Source organism: Acidimicrobiales bacterium, from assembly GCA_041394245.1.
Taxonomy (GTDB): Bacteria; Actinomycetota; Acidimicrobiia; order Acidimicrobiales; family Aldehydirespiratoraceae; genus JAJRXC01.
This window is the reverse complement of sequence record JAWKIR010000002.1, coordinates 1,432,923-1,451,097: the sequence shown is the minus strand read 5'-3', so window position 1 is coordinate 1,451,097 and position 18,175 is coordinate 1,432,923. Positions and strand designations below refer to the sequence as shown.

General features: G+C 69.0%; 16 protein-coding genes. 7 read left to right on the top strand and 9 right to left on the bottom strand.

Going from position 1 to position 18,175, the window contains the following annotated elements; all coding sequences use genetic code 11:
• Positions 1-43: 43 nt before the first annotated feature.
• The 3 genes from R2707_07370 to R2707_07360 all read left to right on the top strand — a co-directional run bounded on the left by R2707_07370 (position 44) and on the right by R2707_07360 (position 1,436).
• Entirely contained in the window at positions 44-187 is a 144-nt protein-coding gene (locus tag R2707_07370; protein ID MEZ5244898.1) for a GPGG-motif small membrane protein, read from the top strand.
• A gap of 84 nt (positions 188-271) precedes the next feature.
• Entirely contained in the window at positions 272-664 is a 393-nt protein-coding gene (locus R2707_07365) for a hypothetical protein (protein MEZ5244897.1), read from the top strand.
• Entirely contained in the window at positions 654-1,436 is a 783-nt protein-coding gene (locus tag R2707_07360; protein MEZ5244896.1) for a SigB/SigF/SigG family RNA polymerase sigma factor, read from the top strand. Before R2707_07365 ends, R2707_07360 begins: the two co-directional genes overlap by 11 nt.
• 7 nt (positions 1,437-1,443) lie before the next feature.
• On the opposite strand, the gene R2707_07355 is transcribed toward R2707_07360, so the two are convergent.
• A complete protein-coding gene (locus tag R2707_07355) occupies positions 1,444-1,746 on the bottom strand; it encodes an STAS domain-containing protein (GenBank protein MEZ5244895.1) in 303 nt (100 codons plus the stop codon).
• A gap of 116 nt (positions 1,747-1,862) precedes the next feature.
• Here R2707_07355 and R2707_07350 point away from each other — a divergent pair, with 116 nt between their 5' ends.
• On the top strand, positions 1,863-3,596 hold the full coding sequence (locus tag R2707_07350; GenBank protein MEZ5244894.1) for a cation:proton antiporter: 1,734 nt from the start codon (positions 1,863-1,865) through the stop codon (positions 3,594-3,596).
• Between the two features lie 78 nt (positions 3,597-3,674).
• The gene (locus R2707_07345; GenBank protein MEZ5244893.1) at positions 3,675-4,403 is read left to right on the top strand and encodes an NAD(P)H-dependent oxidoreductase; all 729 of its coding nucleotides are present in this window, start codon (positions 3,675-3,677) and stop codon (positions 4,401-4,403) included.
• Here the strand turns inward: R2707_07345 and R2707_07340 are convergent.
• Positions 4,400-6,505 carry a SpoIIE family protein phosphatase gene (locus R2707_07340; protein ID MEZ5244892.1) on the bottom strand — a complete coding sequence of 702 codons (2,106 nt, stop codon included), beginning with the start codon at positions 6,503-6,505 and terminating at the stop codon, positions 4,400-4,402. The two genes, R2707_07345 and R2707_07340, sit on opposite strands and share 4 nt — an antisense overlap.
• Positions 6,506-6,592: 87 nt before the next feature.
• On the opposite strand from R2707_07340, the gene R2707_07335 reads away from it, so the two are divergent.
• Positions 6,593-6,979: a hypothetical protein gene (locus tag R2707_07335; GenBank protein ID MEZ5244891.1), complete on the top strand. Its 387-nt coding sequence runs from the start codon at positions 6,593-6,595 to the stop codon at positions 6,977-6,979.
• A 13-nt stretch (positions 6,980-6,992) separates the two neighbouring features.
• On the opposite strand, the gene R2707_07330 is transcribed toward R2707_07335, so the two are convergent.
• The 4 genes from R2707_07330 to R2707_07315 all read right to left on the bottom strand — a co-directional run bounded on the left by R2707_07330 (position 6,993) and on the right by R2707_07315 (position 12,087).
• Positions 6,993-7,778, bottom strand: coding sequence for an SDR family oxidoreductase (locus R2707_07330; protein ID MEZ5244890.1), 786 nt, complete (start codon positions 7,776-7,778; stop codon positions 6,993-6,995).
• Between the two features lie 11 nt (positions 7,779-7,789).
• Entirely contained in the window at positions 7,790-9,178 is a 1,389-nt protein-coding gene (locus R2707_07325; protein ID MEZ5244889.1) for an MFS transporter, read from the bottom strand.
• A gap of 2 nt (positions 9,179-9,180) precedes the next feature.
• Positions 9,181-10,416: a DegT/DnrJ/EryC1/StrS family aminotransferase gene (locus R2707_07320; protein MEZ5244888.1), complete on the bottom strand. Its 1,236-nt coding sequence runs from the start codon at positions 10,414-10,416 to the stop codon at positions 9,181-9,183.
• A 123-nt stretch (positions 10,417-10,539) separates the two neighbouring features.
• Positions 10,540-12,087 (bottom strand): PQQ-binding-like beta-propeller repeat protein, encoded by a 1,548-nt coding sequence (locus R2707_07315; protein ID MEZ5244887.1) that lies wholly within the window; start codon positions 12,085-12,087, stop codon positions 10,540-10,542.
• A gap of 68 nt (positions 12,088-12,155) precedes the next feature.
• On the opposite strand from R2707_07315, the gene R2707_07310 reads away from it, so the two are divergent.
• Entirely contained in the window at positions 12,156-13,748 is a 1,593-nt protein-coding gene (locus R2707_07310) for an alpha/beta hydrolase domain-containing protein (protein ID MEZ5244886.1), read from the top strand.
• A gap of 3 nt (positions 13,749-13,751) precedes the next feature.
• Here the strand turns inward: R2707_07310 and R2707_07305 are convergent, their stop codons facing one another.
• The 3 genes from R2707_07305 to R2707_07295 form a co-directional block, all read right to left on the bottom strand.
• On the bottom strand, positions 13,752-14,255 hold the full coding sequence (locus R2707_07305) for a MarR family transcriptional regulator (GenBank protein MEZ5244885.1): 504 nt from the start codon (positions 14,253-14,255) through the stop codon (positions 13,752-13,754).
• 65 nt (positions 14,256-14,320) lie between these two features.
• Entirely contained in the window at positions 14,321-14,878 is a 558-nt protein-coding gene (locus R2707_07300; protein MEZ5244884.1) for a YceI family protein, read from the bottom strand.
• A gap of 108 nt (positions 14,879-14,986) precedes the next feature.
• Positions 14,987-18,127 (bottom strand): heparinase II/III family protein, encoded by a 3,141-nt coding sequence (locus R2707_07295; protein ID MEZ5244883.1) that lies wholly within the window; start codon positions 18,125-18,127, stop codon positions 14,987-14,989.
• Between the last annotated feature and the right edge of the window lie 48 nt (positions 18,128-18,175).

Here is an 18,175-nt window from a genome sequence, read left to right as displayed (position 1 = left end):
CCAGCATCACAAAGAACCAACCACAAGAAAGCAGGAATATCCCATGTCGTTTCTCCTCTGGCTCCTCGCCGTCATCCTCGTCGTTTCCGGAATCGTCGCCGTCGTGCGCAAGCAGTTCACCTACGGTGCCGTGCTGATCATCGTCGGCCTGCTCGTGGGTCCCGGCGGTGTGAGTGTCTTCACGTGAGCCCATGGACCGCGCCGGCGCGTAGGCTTCGCCTCGTGCCGGCGACGCGTCACAGCAAGACGCGTCACAGGAAGAGGACACGCTGTGCCCAATGAGATCGATCAACTCAGGATCGGGTTTCCCGCTCGCCCGGGGTATCTCGTCGTCGGTCGGTTGAATGCCGCCGCGGTCGGCGCAGCGGCCGGGTTCGACGTCGAGGAGCTCGATGATCTCCGTCTCGCCGTCACCGAGGCGCTCACCTGGCTTCTGGCCGACGACGAGGTCGGCGGCGAGGTCACGTTGACGCTCGACGCGTCCGACGGCGTGGTCGAGATCGTCGGCGTGCGCACCGGTGAGGCGCTCGCGCCGGTCGGTGTCGACGATCTCGTCGAAGCGATCCTCGGTGCGACGGTCGATGACTTCCAGCTGGACGAGTCCGAGAGCGGACGGCGTCGTATTCGTCTGTCGAAGGCCAAGGCCGCTGTCGATGCCGTCTGAGCGACCCGGGGCGAACGCCTCGGATCGCGACCGGCTCTTCGAGGCGTTCGCCGCCGATCCGAGCGAGACGAATCGCAACGCGATCGTCGAGTCGTTCGTGCCGCTGGCCGAGTACTTCGCCGCTCGCTACCGAGACCGTGGCGCCGAAAGCGCTGATCTCCGTCAGGTGGCGATGCTCGCACTCGTCAAGGCAGTCGACCGGTTCGACCCGTCGATCGGCGTGCAGTTCTCCACCTTCGCCGGTCGGACCATCGACGGGGAGCTCAAGCGCTACTTTCGCGACGCCACGTGGTCCGTGCACGTTCCGCGGTCGCTGCAGGAGCGATCGCTCCATGTGCGCGCCGTCGTCGACGAACTGGCGCTCAGGCTCGGCGCGTCACCGACCGTGGATCAGATCGCCGCCGAGACCGGACTCGACACCGACGCGGTACTCGAGGCCCTCGACGTGCAGCGGTCCTATCGGGCGTCGAGCATCGACAGTGCGGCATCATCGGCCGACGAGGCGCCCCGCGCGACACCACCCGCTCTCACGACGACCGATGTCGACGTGGATCGGTTCGACACCAAGATGGCGATCAGTGGTCTGCTCGAGACCCTTCCGCCGCGTGAACGCGAGATTCTCGAGCTGCGCTTCGCAGGATCGCTCACGCAATCGGAGATCGCCGAACGGGTCGGCGTGAGCCAGATGCACGTGAGCCGCCTGATCCGACGCTCGCTCGAGACGCTCCGTGAGCAGATCGGGCCGGGCACAACGGGCCTCGGGCGGGGCTGAGTTGCGTTCAGCTCGCGTCGATGCCGAAAACGTCGAGAAGGCCCGTGATCTCGAGGACGCGGTGCACGGCCGGCGAGGTCTCGACGATCGACAGTTCGATGCCGCGTGTCGCCAACTCCTGCTGGATGCCGAGCAGCTCGCTGACCGCCGAGGAGTCGAGGAACGACAGCCCGGCCAGGTCGAGACGGACGGGGCCGATCAACGACTCGTCGAGGAGCGCGGCCCCGAGTTCGTGGCAATTGTCGGCGTCGGCTTCGCCGTGCACCGCGACACGGGTGCCGTCGTCCTGCACGATCGGCTGAATCTCCACGATGTGTCCTCCGGGCTCCGCGACGCTCGGGCGAAATCTATCCGTTCATCGGGTGCGCCGCGCTCGCGGCAGGCGCGTCGACGGCTCGCCGTCGAGGCGATGAGGGGTGGCGTTCGATGATCACCGATCCACAGACCGCCGTTGCCGTCATCGCCGGCGCAGCGATCGGATGCCAGATGCTCGGTGCCCGACTCCGGGTTCCGTCGGTGCTGTTCCTCCTGGTCGCCGGCATGGGCCTGGGAACAGTGATGGACCCGGACGAGATCTTCGGTGAGCTGCTGTTCACCGGAGTGTCGTTCGGAGTCGCGATTCTCCTCTTCGAGGGTGGGACGGGGTTGCACTGGAAGTCCCTCGGGACGGCGCGTCAACCGGTACTCCGCCTGGTCACGATCGGGGTTGCCGTCTCGTGGGCGGTGGGAACCGTCTTCACGCTGCTGCTCTTCGATGTCGACACCGACATCGCGGTGCTCATGGCCGCCATCCTCACGGTCTCGGGCCCCACCGTGATCGCTCCGCTGCTGCGCGTCGTTCGTCCCCGCGAGCCTGCCGGATCGGTCCTGAAGTGGGAAGGCATCCTGATCGACCCCATCGGTGCCTCGCTGGCGATCGGCGTGCTCGACGCGATCGTCGAGGAGCGATCGGTCGGCCGGATCCTCCTGCGTCTCCTCAGCACCTTCGGGGCCGGTGCGGTGGTCGGTGCGATCGTCGCCCTGGTGCTGGTCGGTGCGCTCCGGAGTCGCCTCGTCGCCGACCGTCTCCACGTGCCCCTCACCCTGGCCGCGGTGCTCGGCGCGTTCGCTACGGCGAACCTGCTGCGTCCGGAGGCAGGCTTGTTGGCCGTCACGTTGCTGGGAATGGCCTTCGCCAACCAGCAGTTCATTCCGGCGGCGCGCATCACCGAATTCAACGAGAACCTCGGCACCACGGTGTTGGGTGTGCTGTTCATCGTGCTCGGCGCGCGAGTCGACCTCGACGTGGTGGTCGATGGGCTGATTCCCTCGGTCCTGCTCGCCGCTGTCCTGATGGTTCTCGCCCGCCCCCTGGCCGTCGTGGCTTCTACCATCGGCACACAATTGGGGCGAGCCGATCGGGGCTTCCTGATGGTGATGGCGCCCCGCGGTGTGGTCGCCGCGGCCGTCGCGTCGCTCTTCGCGATCGAACTCGACCACGAGGGCATCGATCCCGGACCCCTCGTGCCCACGGTGTTCACGGTGGTCGTGACCACCGTCGTCGTGACGAGCGTGCTCGCCCGCGGGGTCGCTCGTCGACTGAGGGTCGCCAAGCCCGAACCTTCCGGTGTGGCGATCGTGGGCGGCAGTCCGTTCGCGATCGAGCTGGCCGAGCGACTCACCGAAGCCGGTGTGGTGACGCTGTTGCTCGGACTCGACGAGGAGGAGGCCGACCGGGCGGCTGCTCTCGGTCTGCTCGCGTTCCAGGGCAGGCTCGACGGTCACGCATTCGACGAAGCGATCGCTGCGATCGGGGTCGGCACGGGAGTGGTCCTCTCCGGAACCGACCACCTCGACGCGTTCAGCGCGAAACGCCTGGCCGAGGAGATCGGGTCGGCCAACGTCTTCGGACTCGCTGCGCTCGAAACGCTCTCCGAACCCGGGACCACGCAGACTGTGAACCCGCGGCTCGTCCTGCCCGAGCATCTCAATGCCGAACGCCTCAGCGAGCTCTACGCCCAGGGCGCTTCGCTCGTCGTCGTCGACGGCCCGCTCGACGAGGGTGAGGACGACTCCGAGCTCGTGTGTGTGATCGATGCCGCGGGCCGGGTCCACTTCGCAGGCCGATCGGTGGCGCTCGGGGAGAACGAACGAGCGATCGTCATCCGCGCGCCTTCCTGACGCGATAGTGGCCTGACGCAATCGCGGCCTGACGCAACCGCAGGTTTGCCGGTGCCGGTCGGTGGGTATCGCCCGGCCATGACCGACGTGGGATTCTCCGACCTCTCCGCCCTCTTCCTCAACTGCTCGCTGAAACGCGACCCGAGCGAGTCGCACACCATGCGACTGGTGCAGCGGGCGGCCGGGATCATGGAAGCCGAGGGGGTCGCGGTCGAGGTGGTGCACGCACTCGACCACCGGATCCCCTTCGGCATGGACAAGGACATGACCGAACACAGCGCGCCGGTCGACGACTGGCCGATGATCCAGGACCGCATCGAGGCGGCCGACATTCTGGTGGTCGGCTCGCCGATCTGGCTGGGAGCGAAGTCGAGTGTGGCGACGCTCGCGATCGAGCGGATGTATGCGAACAGTGCCGAGACCAACGATCGGGGCCAGTACGTGTACTACGGCAAGACGGCCGGCTGTGTCGTGACCGGCAACGAGGACGGTGTGAAGGCCGTCGCCCGCGATGTGCTCTACGCCCTGCAACACATCGGCTACGTCATTCCTCCTGGTGCGGACTGTGGCTGGCTCGGATCTATCGGTCCCGGACCCAGCTACGGCGACGAGATCGACGGACAGACGACACCGGCCGGGTACGACAGCGAGTTCACCAACAAGAACTGCACGGTCATGGCGTGGAACCTCATGCACACGGCCCGCATGCTGCGAGACCGCGGAGGATTCCCGACCGAGGGAAACACGGTGGGGGAGTGGTCACACGTCACGAATGCGGCCGACCAGAATCCCGAGTACCGCTCCTAGTCGGACAGACGGGCCTCGACCGTCACCTGGCCGTCGACGTTCTCGATGCGCAGGTCTGCGACCGCGGCGACGATTGCGAGGCCTCGTCCGCGGATGTTCGCTGCGTCGGGCATCGGCGGTGTCCCCGTCGGGAGTGCCGGACCGTGGTTCGTGACGCGTAGGCACACCGAGTGGTCGTCTCGGGAGGCGCGGAGCGTCACCGGTCGGTCGGGCCGGTCGCTGGCCGTGCGGGCGTTGGTGAGGAGCTCGGTCGCGATCAACACGATGTCGTCGAGCCGCGGATGACCGTCCAGCCATCGCGACAATCGAGACCGGGCGTTGCCGAGCGAGATCTCGGCGGCCGGCCACTCCAACTCGAGCCCGTGGTCGCGTGCCGGAGCGCGCCGCGTGAGCAGCATCAGCGCCAGATCGTCGTCCCGTGAGGGCAGCGCCGACGAGAGGCGATCCACGGCGGCGGCTGATCCTTCCGTGCCGAGGGCGCCGAGCATGTCGTCGAGCGCCTGCTCGCTCGCCGTCAGCGGTCGGTCCCGCCACTCGATCAGGCCGTCGGTGAACAGGAGTAGTCTGTCGCCCTCGTCGAAGGGCACCTCGGCTTCGTGATAGTCGAATGTCTGGAGGCCGAGCAGTGGTTCTCCGGCCGGACCGACGCGATCGACCCGCCCGTCGGCGCGGCGCAGCCGGGGTTGGAGGTGGCCGGCGTTCGCGATGGTCACGGTGCCGGTTTCGAGATCGACGAGCGCCACGACGGCGGTGATGTGTGTCGTGATGGTCGAGCGCATCAGGTAGCGATTGATGGCGCGCATCGTGTGGGCGGGGCTGCGAAGGTCGAGGGACAACATCGTGAAGGCGTTGCGCACCCGGCTGGTGACGAGCGAGCCGACGACGTCGTGGCCGGCCGCATCGGCGACGATCAACGCGATGCGCCCGTCGTCGCGGGTCACGGCGTCGTAGAGGTCGCCGCCGACCCGCTGGCCGGCCGAGGGCGGAAGATAGACCCCCGCGATGTCGAGATCAGGAACCGACGGGAGTGTCTCGGGTAGGACGAGGGTCTCGAGGAGTTCGGCATGGACCCGCGCCGTCTCGTGGCTGTGGGCCCGATCGAGCCCGTGTCGAGCCAGTGTGGCGAGACGGGCGACCGGGCGCGGCATGTCGCGGCTCTTCATCGGGCTCGTCCAGCCGACGCCGATGACCGCCCTCGCTCCGCTGTCGGTCGTGCCCACCGGCATCGCGATGTAGGACTGCAGGTCGAGGTCCGCCATCGTGTCGGCGAACTCGGGCCACTCGGCCATCGCCGGTGGGTCCGGGAGGATCAGTGTCCGCCCGTTGCGTGCCGCGTCGGTCATGGGCGACGGGGTGTCGATGTCGGTCGTGTGCCATCCGTCCTCGCCGCTCGTGCCAGGCTCCCGGGCATCGAAGATGCGAAGGGTGTCGTCCTCGTGGAGGGCAACGGTGACCACCGCGGCGCCGGTGGCCGCCTTCGCGTTCTCGACGATGGAGCGCACCACCGCGTCGACGGTCCATGATCGCGACGTCGCCGCCGCGAGGGCGGTCATCGACTCCTCGAACCCCCGTTCGAGCGACTCCGATGTCAGTCGGTCGGCCAGCTCCCTGGTGGTGTCGCGCAGAGTGAGTTCGACCTCGATGGCACCGGCGAGATCCGTCAGGACGCGGATCTGGTCGTTCGTCCAGGCGCGGGGGGAGCCGTCGAGCGCACACAGCGAACCGAGGATGTGGCCGTCGACGGATCGCACGGGCACGCCGAGGTAGGCGCCGATGCTCGCCTCGGCGGTCGCCGGGTTGTTCCGCACCCGTTCGTCGTTCGGAGCGTCGCGTACGACCAACGGCGCGTCTCCCGTGACGACCAGGCGACAGTACGAGTGCGACAGCGGGGTCTGGCCGGCGCTCGCCCAGGCCTCGTTCAGACCGATGTGGTCGACGAACACCTGGCGGTCGACGTCGACTGCGGTGAACATGACCGTCGATGTGCCCATGACATGGCGAGCGATGCGAAGCACGCCGTCGAGACCGGGAAGCGGGTCACCACCGAGGAGGCCGCTGTCCTGGAGCGCCGCGAGCCGATCCGCGTCGTCGAGTGCTGCCACACGCACAACGTAGCAATGGCGTCGTCACTCGAGGGTCGCCGCTGGCGTTCGCATCGATCGCGGCGCCGATTTCGGTAGCGTGCGCGGATGACCGAGCCCATGGGCAAGTCCAAGGAAGAGCGCAAGAAGGCTCGACGTCGTGAGCGCAAGAACTCCGAGCGGGCCGAGGCGCAAAAGCTCGAGGCGCTGGCCGCGGCCGGCGTGGAGTCGGCCCTTGCGCTCGCGCCGGAGGTGGCCGCCGCTCCCGACCGTGACGCGAGCGAACGCGTCATCGACGCGGCGGTGACGACCGTCGACGCCGCTCGTTTCGTGCGCAAGCGGATCAACGAGGCGCTCGCCTTCGAGGAGTGGCTCGACGAGGTCGAGGCGTGGGTGTGGGATGCCGAAACCTCGGTGCGGGCGCCGTTGACCGAGCTCGGTGCGACCTGCGGTGTCGAGCTTCGCCTCGAACAGGCCCGACCGACGCACCCCTAGCGGCGACCTCGGATCACCAGGTCATCCACTGGCCGCCGTTGACGTCGAGGCTGGTCCCCGTGCAGGCGATCGAGAGGTCCGACGCGTAGAAGACGATGGTTCCGCAGATCTGAGCCGAGTCGGGAATGAACCGGAGGGGGATCTGCTCGGTGATCCGGTCGTACTGCTCTTGGTAGGTGATGCCGTTCTGTGCGGCCGTCGACGCGAGATAGGTGCGCACCGAGTCGCCGAGGATGAAGCCGGGGCAGACGGCATTGACCCGGATGCCGTCCGGGCCGACCTCGTTGGCGAGGGTGCGGGTGAGCGACGTGAGGGCGGACTTCGCCGCGGCATAGGCCCCGAAGTTCGGTCGATTGTTGCGGATCGACATCGTCGCGACGTTGACGATCGATCCCTTCCCCTGGGCCCGCATCGTGGGGAGTACCGCCTTGCTGGTGCGCAAGGCGGCAGTGCAGTTGATGTCGAGGCTGTCGTTCCAGGTCTCCATCGAGACCTCTTCGAGCGTCTCGAACGGTGGCTGGCGGAACGCATTGTTGACCAGCACGTCGAGCCGACCGAACTCGGTGACGGTGGCCTCGACCAGCGCGGCGACGGAGGCATCGTCGGTCGCGTCCGTCGGGACGCACAGGGCGCGGCGGCCCTGGGCGCGGACCTCGGCCGCCACCATCTCGAGTCGCTCGGCCGAGCGCGCCGCGAGGACGACATCGGCACCTTCGGCGGCGCATCGAAGGGCGGCATCTCGACCCATGCCCGGGCCGACGCCCACCACCACACACACCCGGTCGTCCAGCAGCGCCATGTCGTCTCCCCCTATTCGATGAACGTGGTCGCCGGCAGCGGCGGCACCGGAGTCCGGCCCAACCGGGGACCGGCACTCCAAGCGATCGCAGTGGTCAACGCCCCGACGCCGACGATCATCGCGAACACCGGCGTGAAGTCGGTGATCGACGGGTCGTTGCCGAGGAGGGTGATGGCGATCGCGATGGCCAGCGCGTTGCCGGTGTTCTGCATCGTCTGGTTGATGCCGCCGGCTCGAGCGAAGCCCGGCCCGTCGAGCTCCTCGACGGCCAGGGTCGGCGCGGCCCCCCAGAACAGGCCGGACCCGATGCCCCCGGTCACGACCACCACCAGCCAGAGCCCGATCGCAGGTTCTTCGCCGATCACCAACGCCAGAACCAGGATGGCAACGGTCCAGAGCGCGGCACCGGTGGCGACGACCGGGCGCGGGCCGACGCGATCCACCATGCGACCGGCCACGGGGCCCATCAGGCCGGTGGCCAGGAAGAAGGGAGAGGCGAGCAGGCCCGCCCGTCCGATCTCGTAGCCCCACACCTCGGTCAGGAAGAAGATCGCCGCGAACTGCATCGTGAAGAAGCTGGCCGCGAACGTCGCGAGGCTGACGTTGCCGGCCCGAAAGCTGCGATGGCGATACAGGGTCAGATCGATGATCGGGGCCGGATGGCGCGCGGAGCGGACGAGCAGTGCGGTGACGAGCAGCAGGCCGGCGACCGTCGCGGTCAGGGTGCGGCGGTCGAGCCACCCCCACTCGTCGGTCTGGACGAGAGCCAGGATCAGCGAACCGACGCCGAACATCAGCATCAGCGAACCGATGGGGTCGGGGAGTCGTTCGCGGCGGACCCCGTAGCTCTCCTTGAAGACGATCGCACCCACGACGACCGACAGCACACCGACGGGCACGACCACGAGGAAGGCCCACCGCCACCCCAGGTGTTCGACGATGAAGCCGCCGACCGCGGGGCCGGCTGCAGCGGCGAGCCCGCCGCCCATCGTGAAGACGCCGATCGCGATCCCGCGGCGCTCGAAGGGAAATGCCTCCAACACGAGCGCGAGTGACGACGGCCCCGACAGTGCGGCACCGAGGGCCTGGATGCAGCGGCCGAAGATCAGGATGCCGACCCCGGGTGCCGTGCCGGCGACGACCGAGCCGGCGGCGAAGAGTGCGGTGCCCAGCAATGCGATCCGCTTGCGACCCCACTGGTCGCCGATGGCGGCGCCGAGGACCACCGTCGACGCGCTCACGATCGTGAAGGAGTTGATCGCCCACGAGAGCTCGGCATTGCTCGCCTCGGGGAAATAGTCGCCCAGGTCGACGAAGACCACGAAGACCGCCGACAGGGTCATGGCGACCTGGAAGGTCGCCATGGCCACGACGGCGACCGTCGCCCAGGCGTGCCGCATGCTCAGCGTTCGTCGCGTTCGACGAACGCGGTGAGGCACTCGCCGATGTAGGCACAGTCGTCGTCGTCGAGCGAGTGGCTGTTGGGCAGCACCAGACCCCACTCCATCACGTGGTCGGCATTGGGAAGCCCGTCGGGGGGAAGCCGCATCGGCTTGCCGTGGAAGGCCGGCTGCCGGGCGGCGTTGCCGGTCCAGACCATGCGGGTGTCGACGCCGTGGGACTCCATCCACTGCTGGAGTTCGCTGCGGCGGATGCCCGACGCCGGGTTGATGAGGAACGGGAACATGTGCCAGCCGGTCTCGACGCCGTCGGTGAGGCTGGGCAGCGTGAACAGGTCGGGGTGGCGTGCCACGCCCGCGGCGGTGAGCTCGAAGCTCCGCTGCCGACGGGCGAGATTGTCGGGCAGCTTGTCGAGTTGGACCAGACCGAAGGCCGCGGAGATCTCCGACGGTTCGAAGTTCCAGCCCACCTCGTCGAAGATGAACAGGTTGTCGTACTCGAGTTCCCGGTCGCCCGGGCCGCTGTCGATGGCGGAGAAGAATCGATCGCCTTCACCCTTGCGGGACCCGAACAGCTGGATCTCCGATCGGCGTCCCCAACGGCGCAGCAGGAGTGCGCGGTCGGCGAGATCGTCGTCGTGGACGCAGACCATGCCTCCCGTGCCGGCCGCCGTGATGATGTGGGACAGGGCGAAGCTGGTGACCGTGATGTCGGCGCGGGTGCCGGTCGGCGTGCCGCGAAGGGTGAGCCCGAGCGCATCGCACGAGTCCTCGATGACCATCAGGTCGTGGCGGTCGGCGATCTCGCGGATGCGATCCCAGTCGGGCGCATTGCCGATGAGGTTGGGGGCGAGGATCGCCTTGGTGCGCGGCCCGATCATCTCTTCGATGCGCTCGACGTCGATCTGGAATGTGTCGGGGGTGACATCGACGAAGACGGGGACGAGGCCGGCCCGGTACATCGGGGCGATGTCGGTCGAGAAGGTGACCGACGAGGTGATGATCTCGTCCCCGGGGTCGAGGTCGAGGAGTTCGACAGCGAGGTAGAGCGCGGAGGACCCCGAGTTGACCATGACGCCTCGGGACATGCCGAACAGTTCGGCCACGCGCTGTTCCATCGCCCGGACGTTGCGGCCGATACGCAACGCGGTGGGGCCGCCCGTCAACACGGCAATGACCGCGTCGATCTCGCGCTGGTCATGGACCGACCCGGCGTACTCGATTCGTCGCTGTTGCATGTTGTGCCCCCTCGGCCGTTCGTCGCGGTCCGACCAGCACGGGATGGTAGTGCGGGTGGTCCCGATGGCTGCAGTCCCGCCGAGGGCCTCGGGGGAGGAATGATTCCACTCGCGGCGCTGTCGTCAGCCCGGGACCCGGTACGCGACGATCTGTGGCGGCGACGCCTGGCCCACCGGCACGTAGATCGTGTCGTCGACCACCGACATCCAGCCGTTGATCCCGCCGGGAGCGCTCAGCTCGTGGACGATCTCACCGGTGGCTCGCGAGAGCGCGAGCACGGTGCCGTCGAGCAGCGCGGTGAGGAGCAGGTCGTTGACGACGGCCACACCGCCCAACGGATCGCCGGGAACCGAGGTGGCCCAGAGGACGCCGCCGGAGGCCGCGTCGATCGCCACGACCTCACCGGGTTCCGTGCCCAGGTCGCCCCCGAAGTAGAAGGTCGCGTCGGGGGAGAGCGTCGACGGCGCGTTGAGTGTGGCGACGTAGACGGTTCCGTCGGCCGAGGCCGGTGGGGTGAGCACCCCGCCGTACGTGCCCGGGTAGACGGTCGTCCCCGCAGCGATCTCGTCGAGTTCGTCGTTCTCGTGGCGACCGACCGGTGTCTCCCACAGCGGCGCTCCGGTGTCGGGGTCGATGCCGACGACGGTCGCCCCCTTGCCGGTGGCGACGACGAGGTCGGACCCGTCGGCGAGGTCGACGATCATCGTGTGGACCAGGTCGCGGTCGAAGATGTCGTGCGGGATGACCTGGTGGTACCACTGCAGCTCACCCGTCGCGATGTCGAGCGCCACCGCGGAGTTCGTGTAGAGGTTGGGACCCGGTCGGCTCGAGCCGTTGGGGAACTCGGCGGTGCCGGGGAACGGCGCCGGGTTGGCCACGCCCCAATAGACGAGACCCCGTTCGGGATCGATCGCGGGCGGATACCAGGACCCGCCGCCGGAGTTCACGTCGGGGTTGCCCCACAGGTCGTCGCCGAGGACCGTGTCGAACGTCCACACCACCTCACCGGTCGCCGCGTCCAGTGCATGGAGCACACCGCGATCCCCGCCGACATAGATGCCGCTGATGCTCACGGGCACGGTGCTGACGAACACGAGCCCGTCGTAGACGACCGGCTGGATGTCGATGCCCGTCGTCGGGGTTGCGGTGATCTCGGCGACCCAGACCTCGTCGCCGGTGGCGGCGTCGAGGGCGACCACACCGGTCGACCCGTAGACGGCGAAGACCCGACCATCGGCCACCGCTGCGCCGAACGGTCCGATGTTGAATCCCGTCGGTGCGCTCGTCCACCGCACCTCGCCCGTCGACGCGTCTATGGCGCTCACTGCGCCGTTGCCCGCCTGGGCATAGACCACGCCGTCGACCACGATCGGCACGGTGGAGAGCGGGCCGGCCATCTCCGCGGACCACGCCCGGGCCAGCAGTTCGACGGTGCCGGCATCGATCGAGGAGCCGATCGCCTGCCGCGAGTTGTGGTAGTCGGCGCCCGGGAGCGCCCAGTCGCGGGGTTCGGTGGCATCGGGCATCGAGACCGGCGGCGTGTCGGCGCCGACCGTGGTCGACGTGGCGACGGGCGATGTGGGCGTGGCGGCGAGGTTCTCGAGCGGGTCGTCGGTGCCGCATGCGGCGGCCAGGAGGACGACGGCGAGCAGGATCCGGAGGCGGTGCATGGGGGAAGCGTCGCCCCGGGCAGCCAGGGGCCACAAATCGACCGAAGTTCCGGGATTATCGTCTCGGTATGCGCCGTGCTCATCCTCACACCCTCCCGTCGTGTGCTCGCCCGACGGTCGTGTACCGATGGTCGGCGCCGGCGATCGCCCTCGTGCTCCTGGCGGGTGCGTGCTCGGGCGGCGGCAGCGGGTCGGAGGCGATCGCCGACAGCACCACGACGATCGCGGACGCGACGACGACGGTTGCCCCGACGCCCACCGTCACCACGACGACGACGATGCCCGTGCGCGGCGATGCGGTCGCCGTGGCGACGGTCGAGGGACCCGTCACCGGCGGCGATCGTGGCGGTCTGCCCGCGAACCCTGCGCCCCGCGAGGTGCTCGACGAGTATGGCTACGTCGAGGAGGAGTTCTTCATCAGCGGCGAGGCGACGAGCTACGCCCCGGTCGGCGAGCTCGGCCAGGACGGCATGTGGGAGGTCGAGCCAGCCGCCACGGCGCCGTTCACGACGCGGATCCTCGTGCGTCGTCCGGCCGATCCCACCGACGCGAACGGTGTCGTCGGCATCGAATGGCTCAACGTCTCGGGCGGGCAGGACGCCGATCCCGACTTCGGTTTCCTCTATCCCGAGCTCATGGGCCGGGGCACGACCTGGGTGGGCGTGTCGGCGCAGTTCTCCGGGGTCGACGGGCCCGGCATCGGCATCCCGATCCCCGGCGTCACCGCCACTCCCATCAAGACCGCCGATCCCACCCGCTATGCCCCGATCGAGCATCCGGGCGACGATTTCTCCTACGACATCTTCTCCCAGGCGGCGCAGGCGATCCGCCGACCCGACGGTGCCGACCCGCTCGGTGGCGTGCAGCCCGAGCACGTCATCGCCCTCGGCGAATCACAGTCGGCCGGCCGGTTGACGACCTACATCAACGGCGTGCACCCGCTCGCCGACATCTACGACGGGTTCCTCGTGCACAGCCGCCTCGGCGGCGCCGCGCTCGCGGCCGGGGCCTCGGGGCCGGCGGTCCTCAACTTCCGGACCGACCTCGCCGACCCGATCCTGTGGTTCCAGACGGAGACTGATGTCGCCCGAGCGTTCGCGGCTCGCCAGCCCGACACCGACCTCCTGGTGACGTGGGAGGTCGCGGGTGCCGCCCACGCCGACATCTCGCAGCTCGTGTGGGGCAACGCGTCCGGTCGGGAGATCGAACCCGATCGCGTGCTTCCCGACTTCACCGAGCTGTGCGGCCCGATCAACGAGGGTCCACAGCCGGTGGTGTTGCGCCGAGCCTGGAGCGACCTGGTGGCATGGGTGGTCGACGGCACGCCGCCCGCCGCGGCACCCGAGCTCGAGATCGTCGATGGTCGCATCGCCCGCGACGAGCTCGGCATCGCGCTCGGGGGGATCCGGACGCCCGACGTCGACGTCCCCCGGGCCGTCCACACGGGTGAGAGCCGGCCCGGCGCGAGCGTGATCTGCTCGTTGTTCGGGTCGACCACACCGCTCGACGCGGAGGTGCTGGCGGCGCGCTATCCGACCCATGAGGACTATGTGACCCAGGTGCGGGAGTCGGCGCAGGCGGCGGCCGATGCCGGGTTCCTGCTGCCGGAGGGCGTCGAACAGCTCGTCGCCGAAGCGGACGCGGCCGCAGTCCCCGCCTAGGGATCAGCAGCCGGCGGGCTTTTCGCCGGCCCGCAGGGCGTGGAGGTGCTCGGCGACCTTGCCCAGACCGGTTGCCATCGCCGTCACGTCGTCCGGGTCGAGTTGATCGAAGACATGGTGGCGCACCGACTCGAGGTGGCGCGGAGCGATGTCGACGAGCAGCGCGTGGCCCCGGTCGGTGAGCACGACGTTGATCGCTCGTCCGTCGGACGGGCAGCGTTCCCGGCCGACGAGCCCGCGCTCGGTGAGTCGGTCGATCCGCTGCGACAACCGGGTCCGGCTCGAGAGCATCTCGTCGGCGAGTCGGCCGATGCGCAGCCGGTGGTGTTCCTGGGACGACAGCAGGTGGAGGACCTCGTAGTCCTCGAGGGTGAGGTCGGCGATCCTGCGCAGATCTGCCGACAACGCGTCGAAGAGGCCCGAGCCGACTTCCAGCAGCGCCCACCAGGCCGCCTGCTCGTCGTCGTCGAGCCATTGCACGTCGGCTTCGCGGCCGTTGTTCCCCACGGGCGGCAATCTAGTTGAGGCCATGGGAGCCGGGACGGGTGGGGGCTCCGCCCCGGCTCCGGTGTTCACGGCCGGACGAACTGGATCTCGAGATCGAGGTTGACCTTGTCGCCGATGGCCACCTTGTCGGCCCCGAGCGGCACGTCGAACTCGATCCCGAATGACTTGCGCGACAACACGCCGGTCGCCGAGAAGCCTGCGTGGACCGACCCGTCCATCGGGTAGTCCTCGGTGCCGTTGAACTCGACATCGAGGACCACGGTCTGGGTGACGCCGTTGAGGGACAGGTCGCCGGTGAGACCGTAGGAGCCGTCGCCGCGATCGGTGATGGCGGTCGACACGAAGGTCATGCGAGGGTGGCTCTCGGTGTCGAAGAAGTCGGTGCTGCGCAGATGGGCATCGCGGTCGGCGTTGTTGGTGTCGACGCTGGCGAGGCCGATCGTGGCCGTGACGGCGACGTCGTCGAGCGAGCTGCCCACGGTCAGCGTGGCGTCGAAGTCGTTGAAGCGGCCGCGGACCTTGCTGAGGCCGAGGTGGCGCACGGTGAATTCGACACTGCTGTGCGCCGCGTCGACCGGCCAGGTGCCGGAGGTGAGGGGGAGGGAGGAGGTGGTGGTGCTCATGGTGAACGTGCTTTCGGTCGGTGTGACGGAGATGCGTCAAGATTGACGTATCAGAACGTACAACCATGTCAAAGTTGACGTATTCCCGCGCTGTCGGATCTTCGGCGGCTACGAACGTTCGTCGACGACGATCCAGATCATCGACGCGGCATCGTCGATTCCGCCGATCACACCCGGACGTATCTCGATGATGCGACCGTTCCAGAACCGGATACGGAACAGGCCGGAGTCGGGGTCGATGAGCACGACCAATCCCGTGGCCCGCTCCGGGTCGTGACCGGTGTGGAGGTACGCAGCCATCACGCGGGAACCCTCGACTGCGGTCATCGCGATCGAGTCGATCGCGCCGCTCGGATCGCGTCGCACGTCCGCTCGGTCGGGCGATGTCTCGATCGCGCCGATATAGGACGTGTCCGTGATGAAGCCGATGGCATCGACGGCCGGTTCCGGTTCCGGTCCGTCGCAGTCGGGGTCCGCCGCGTCGAAGAGTCCGTCGAGATCGTCGTCGCGTTCGTCGCCGCACCGATCGCCGCCGGCGATAACGACCTCGACCGGGTCGGAGACGTTGCCCGCCTCGTCGGTCACCGTGAGGCGCACCCGGAACGTACCGGTCGCGTCGACCGAGAGGGTGGGTGTCCATCCGTCGGTGCCGTCGAGTACCCACGAGGAACCCCGCGGTGCCGACACCAGCTCCCACGAGGGCGTGAGGTCGTCCCCGGCCGGGTCGCACGATCGGCGGCCATCGAGTGGCACCCGGGTCCCGACCCCGACCCTGGACGGCGCCGCCGCGACGACCGCGCCCGGGCGGGCGTCGAGCGGATCGGCCACCCAACGGGACCGGATCGATCCGCTCGGGTCGATCCTCACCTGTGACCCGGTACCGAACGCAGCGCACGCACCGTCGAGGTGTCCTGGTCCGACACCGTCGAGGTAGAGCGAATGGGCCGGATCGTCGGCGATGACCTCCCACCCGCCGCGGTCGATCGCCGAGAGCCCCACGGCGGAAGCGCCCGGCGCTCGCAGGTCGACCGAGCCCGCCGACACGTGGTCGGTGGTCGCGAAGGCGATCGGGTCGCCGGCATCGGATGACACGTCGAGGAGGGCGAGATCCTCCCCGACCCACGACACCGTCGCCGTTCGACCGGCGGCGGGATCGTCGATCGTCACCACGACGGCGCCGTCGGCATCGGTTCCGGTGGCGATGGTCGGCGCGGTGTCGGACAGCGACGAGGGGATGAGCACCTGGACGGCGTGAACCGGGCCGGTCGCGTCGACGGACGCGTACTGCACCTCGTGGGTGAGGGCGAGTCCGCGGTCCGTGGGCGACTCGTGCTCCTCGATCCGGGAGGTGATCGTCGGGGCCCCGACCGAGGTCGCGATCGCGGTGGTCAGACGGGCGCCGCCCTGGGTCCAGGTACCGCCATCACCGCCGGCCACGTAGGTGCCGCCGCTGCTGCCACCGCCGTTGCCGTGCACCAGCCAGTCGAGTTCGACCGGCCCGGTACCGTCGGGCGTGATCTCGTCGGCGATGACGAGGTAGCGGTTGTCGACGAACAGGAATCGGCGATGCAGCTCGATGTCGGTCTCGCCGCCGTAGCGGGTCGTGACGACGGCACTGTCGAGGCGGTCGGTGTCGAGGGTCGAATGGATCGACGCGAACCCGTCCTGGGGTGGCGGTCCGTATGGATCGGACAACCAGTCGAGTGAGTTGGCCAGCATCGCCTCGGGTCCGACGCCGTCGACGAGCACCATGTTGTGGTCGCGGGCCTCCAGCACCTGACCATGGGCGCCGAAGCTGAGGTAGCCCGGGTCGAGCACGAGCATCGACCCCTCGGCGTAGAGCAGGTACGAGCCGGGCTCGATGTGTTCGTGGCTCTGGGGGGAGCGACCGGCGCCGGTCGAGTCGCGGCCGAACAGGGAGGCGGTGATGCCTTCGCCCTGGGCGATGACCATCGTTGCGTCGGGTGACCAGTCCGACCGGAAGACGGCATTGCCGCCCTCGTACCAGAACGAGGTCGGCGACCCTGCAGGCGGCGCGGGCACGATCGTGTCGTCGAACGCCACGATGCTGTCGACGGCGAGGTCGGTCGATGCCTCCCACACGAACGCCGGCTCGGCGGTGGCCCACCTCCAGGCATACGCGGCCCGGTTGGGGAGCACGGGCAGCGCGCCGAAGTAGTGGGCTTCATCGGTGTTGGAGTCGTCGATCGGTGCGAGGGTGCCGTCGGGGAGGGTGAGCGCGAGCATCCAGTCCTGCGTGAGACCGAACTGGGCGGTCGTGTGGATCGCCGGGATGCGACGCCCGTCGGCGGTCGTCCAGCCGTCGTCGCCGAGGATGCGGTCCCACATTCCGAAGAACGGCGCCATCGTCTCGGTGGTGAATCGCTGGTAGTGGGGCCCCTCGGAGTAGGCGCCGTCGCCGGTGACGAGGATGTGGCGCAGCGCCTCGTCGACCTGGGTGGTGCCATAGTCCCACCATTTCAGTGGGTCGCGGCTGCCGTCGGGGTCGTCGGCCGCGCCGGGTGCGTACTCGGCGAGGACGACCGCGGCGGTTGCCATCGCGGCACCGCTCTTCGATCGATGGTTGTTCTGGTGGAGGTTGGCGACGCCACCCGCGGTCGCCGGGTCCGTGTAGTTCCGATACAGCTCACTGGTGAGATCGATCAGCAGGTCGGCGATCGTCCGGTCGTTGCCGCCGAAGTCGTAACCGGCACCGAGCATGGTGTCGAAGGCCCCCGACCACTGGAGGATCTCGCCGGCGGTGTCGATGTCGCGATCCCATCCGCCGATCGGCGGCGGTACGGCGAAACGGCTGCGGTTGAAGAGCCCGAGGAGGAGTTCCTCCACGATCTCGCCGGCTGCGCGGCGGGTCGCGTCGTCGGGAAAGGGGACGATCTCGCCGTTGATGACCGTGCGGTCGAGCGCGTAGGCGAAGGCGAGGAAGCGTGCGGCCCGTGCCATGTCCTTCTGGGCGTTGCGATCCGGATCGCCGGGCGTGCGACTCAGGCGGCGGGCCTCGTGGAGCGCGTGTGCGTCGAGGAAGATGCTCCGATAGGGCTCCCGCTCGAGTCGGGCGGCGAGGTCGGCCTCCGAGCCCGGGGTGAACACTGCGCGTGGGCGCGGCAGTCCGGCGCCGGGTACGACCCGCCCGTCCTGCGCGGCCGCCGCCGTGGCCGCAGGGGGGACTGCGCCGAGGGTGGTCGCGCCGAGGCCGGCGGCGACCATGAGTACGAGGAAACGTCGGATCACGGCCACTCAGCGTGTCACGGTCGCCGCCCGGTGGAAAGCTGCGACCGG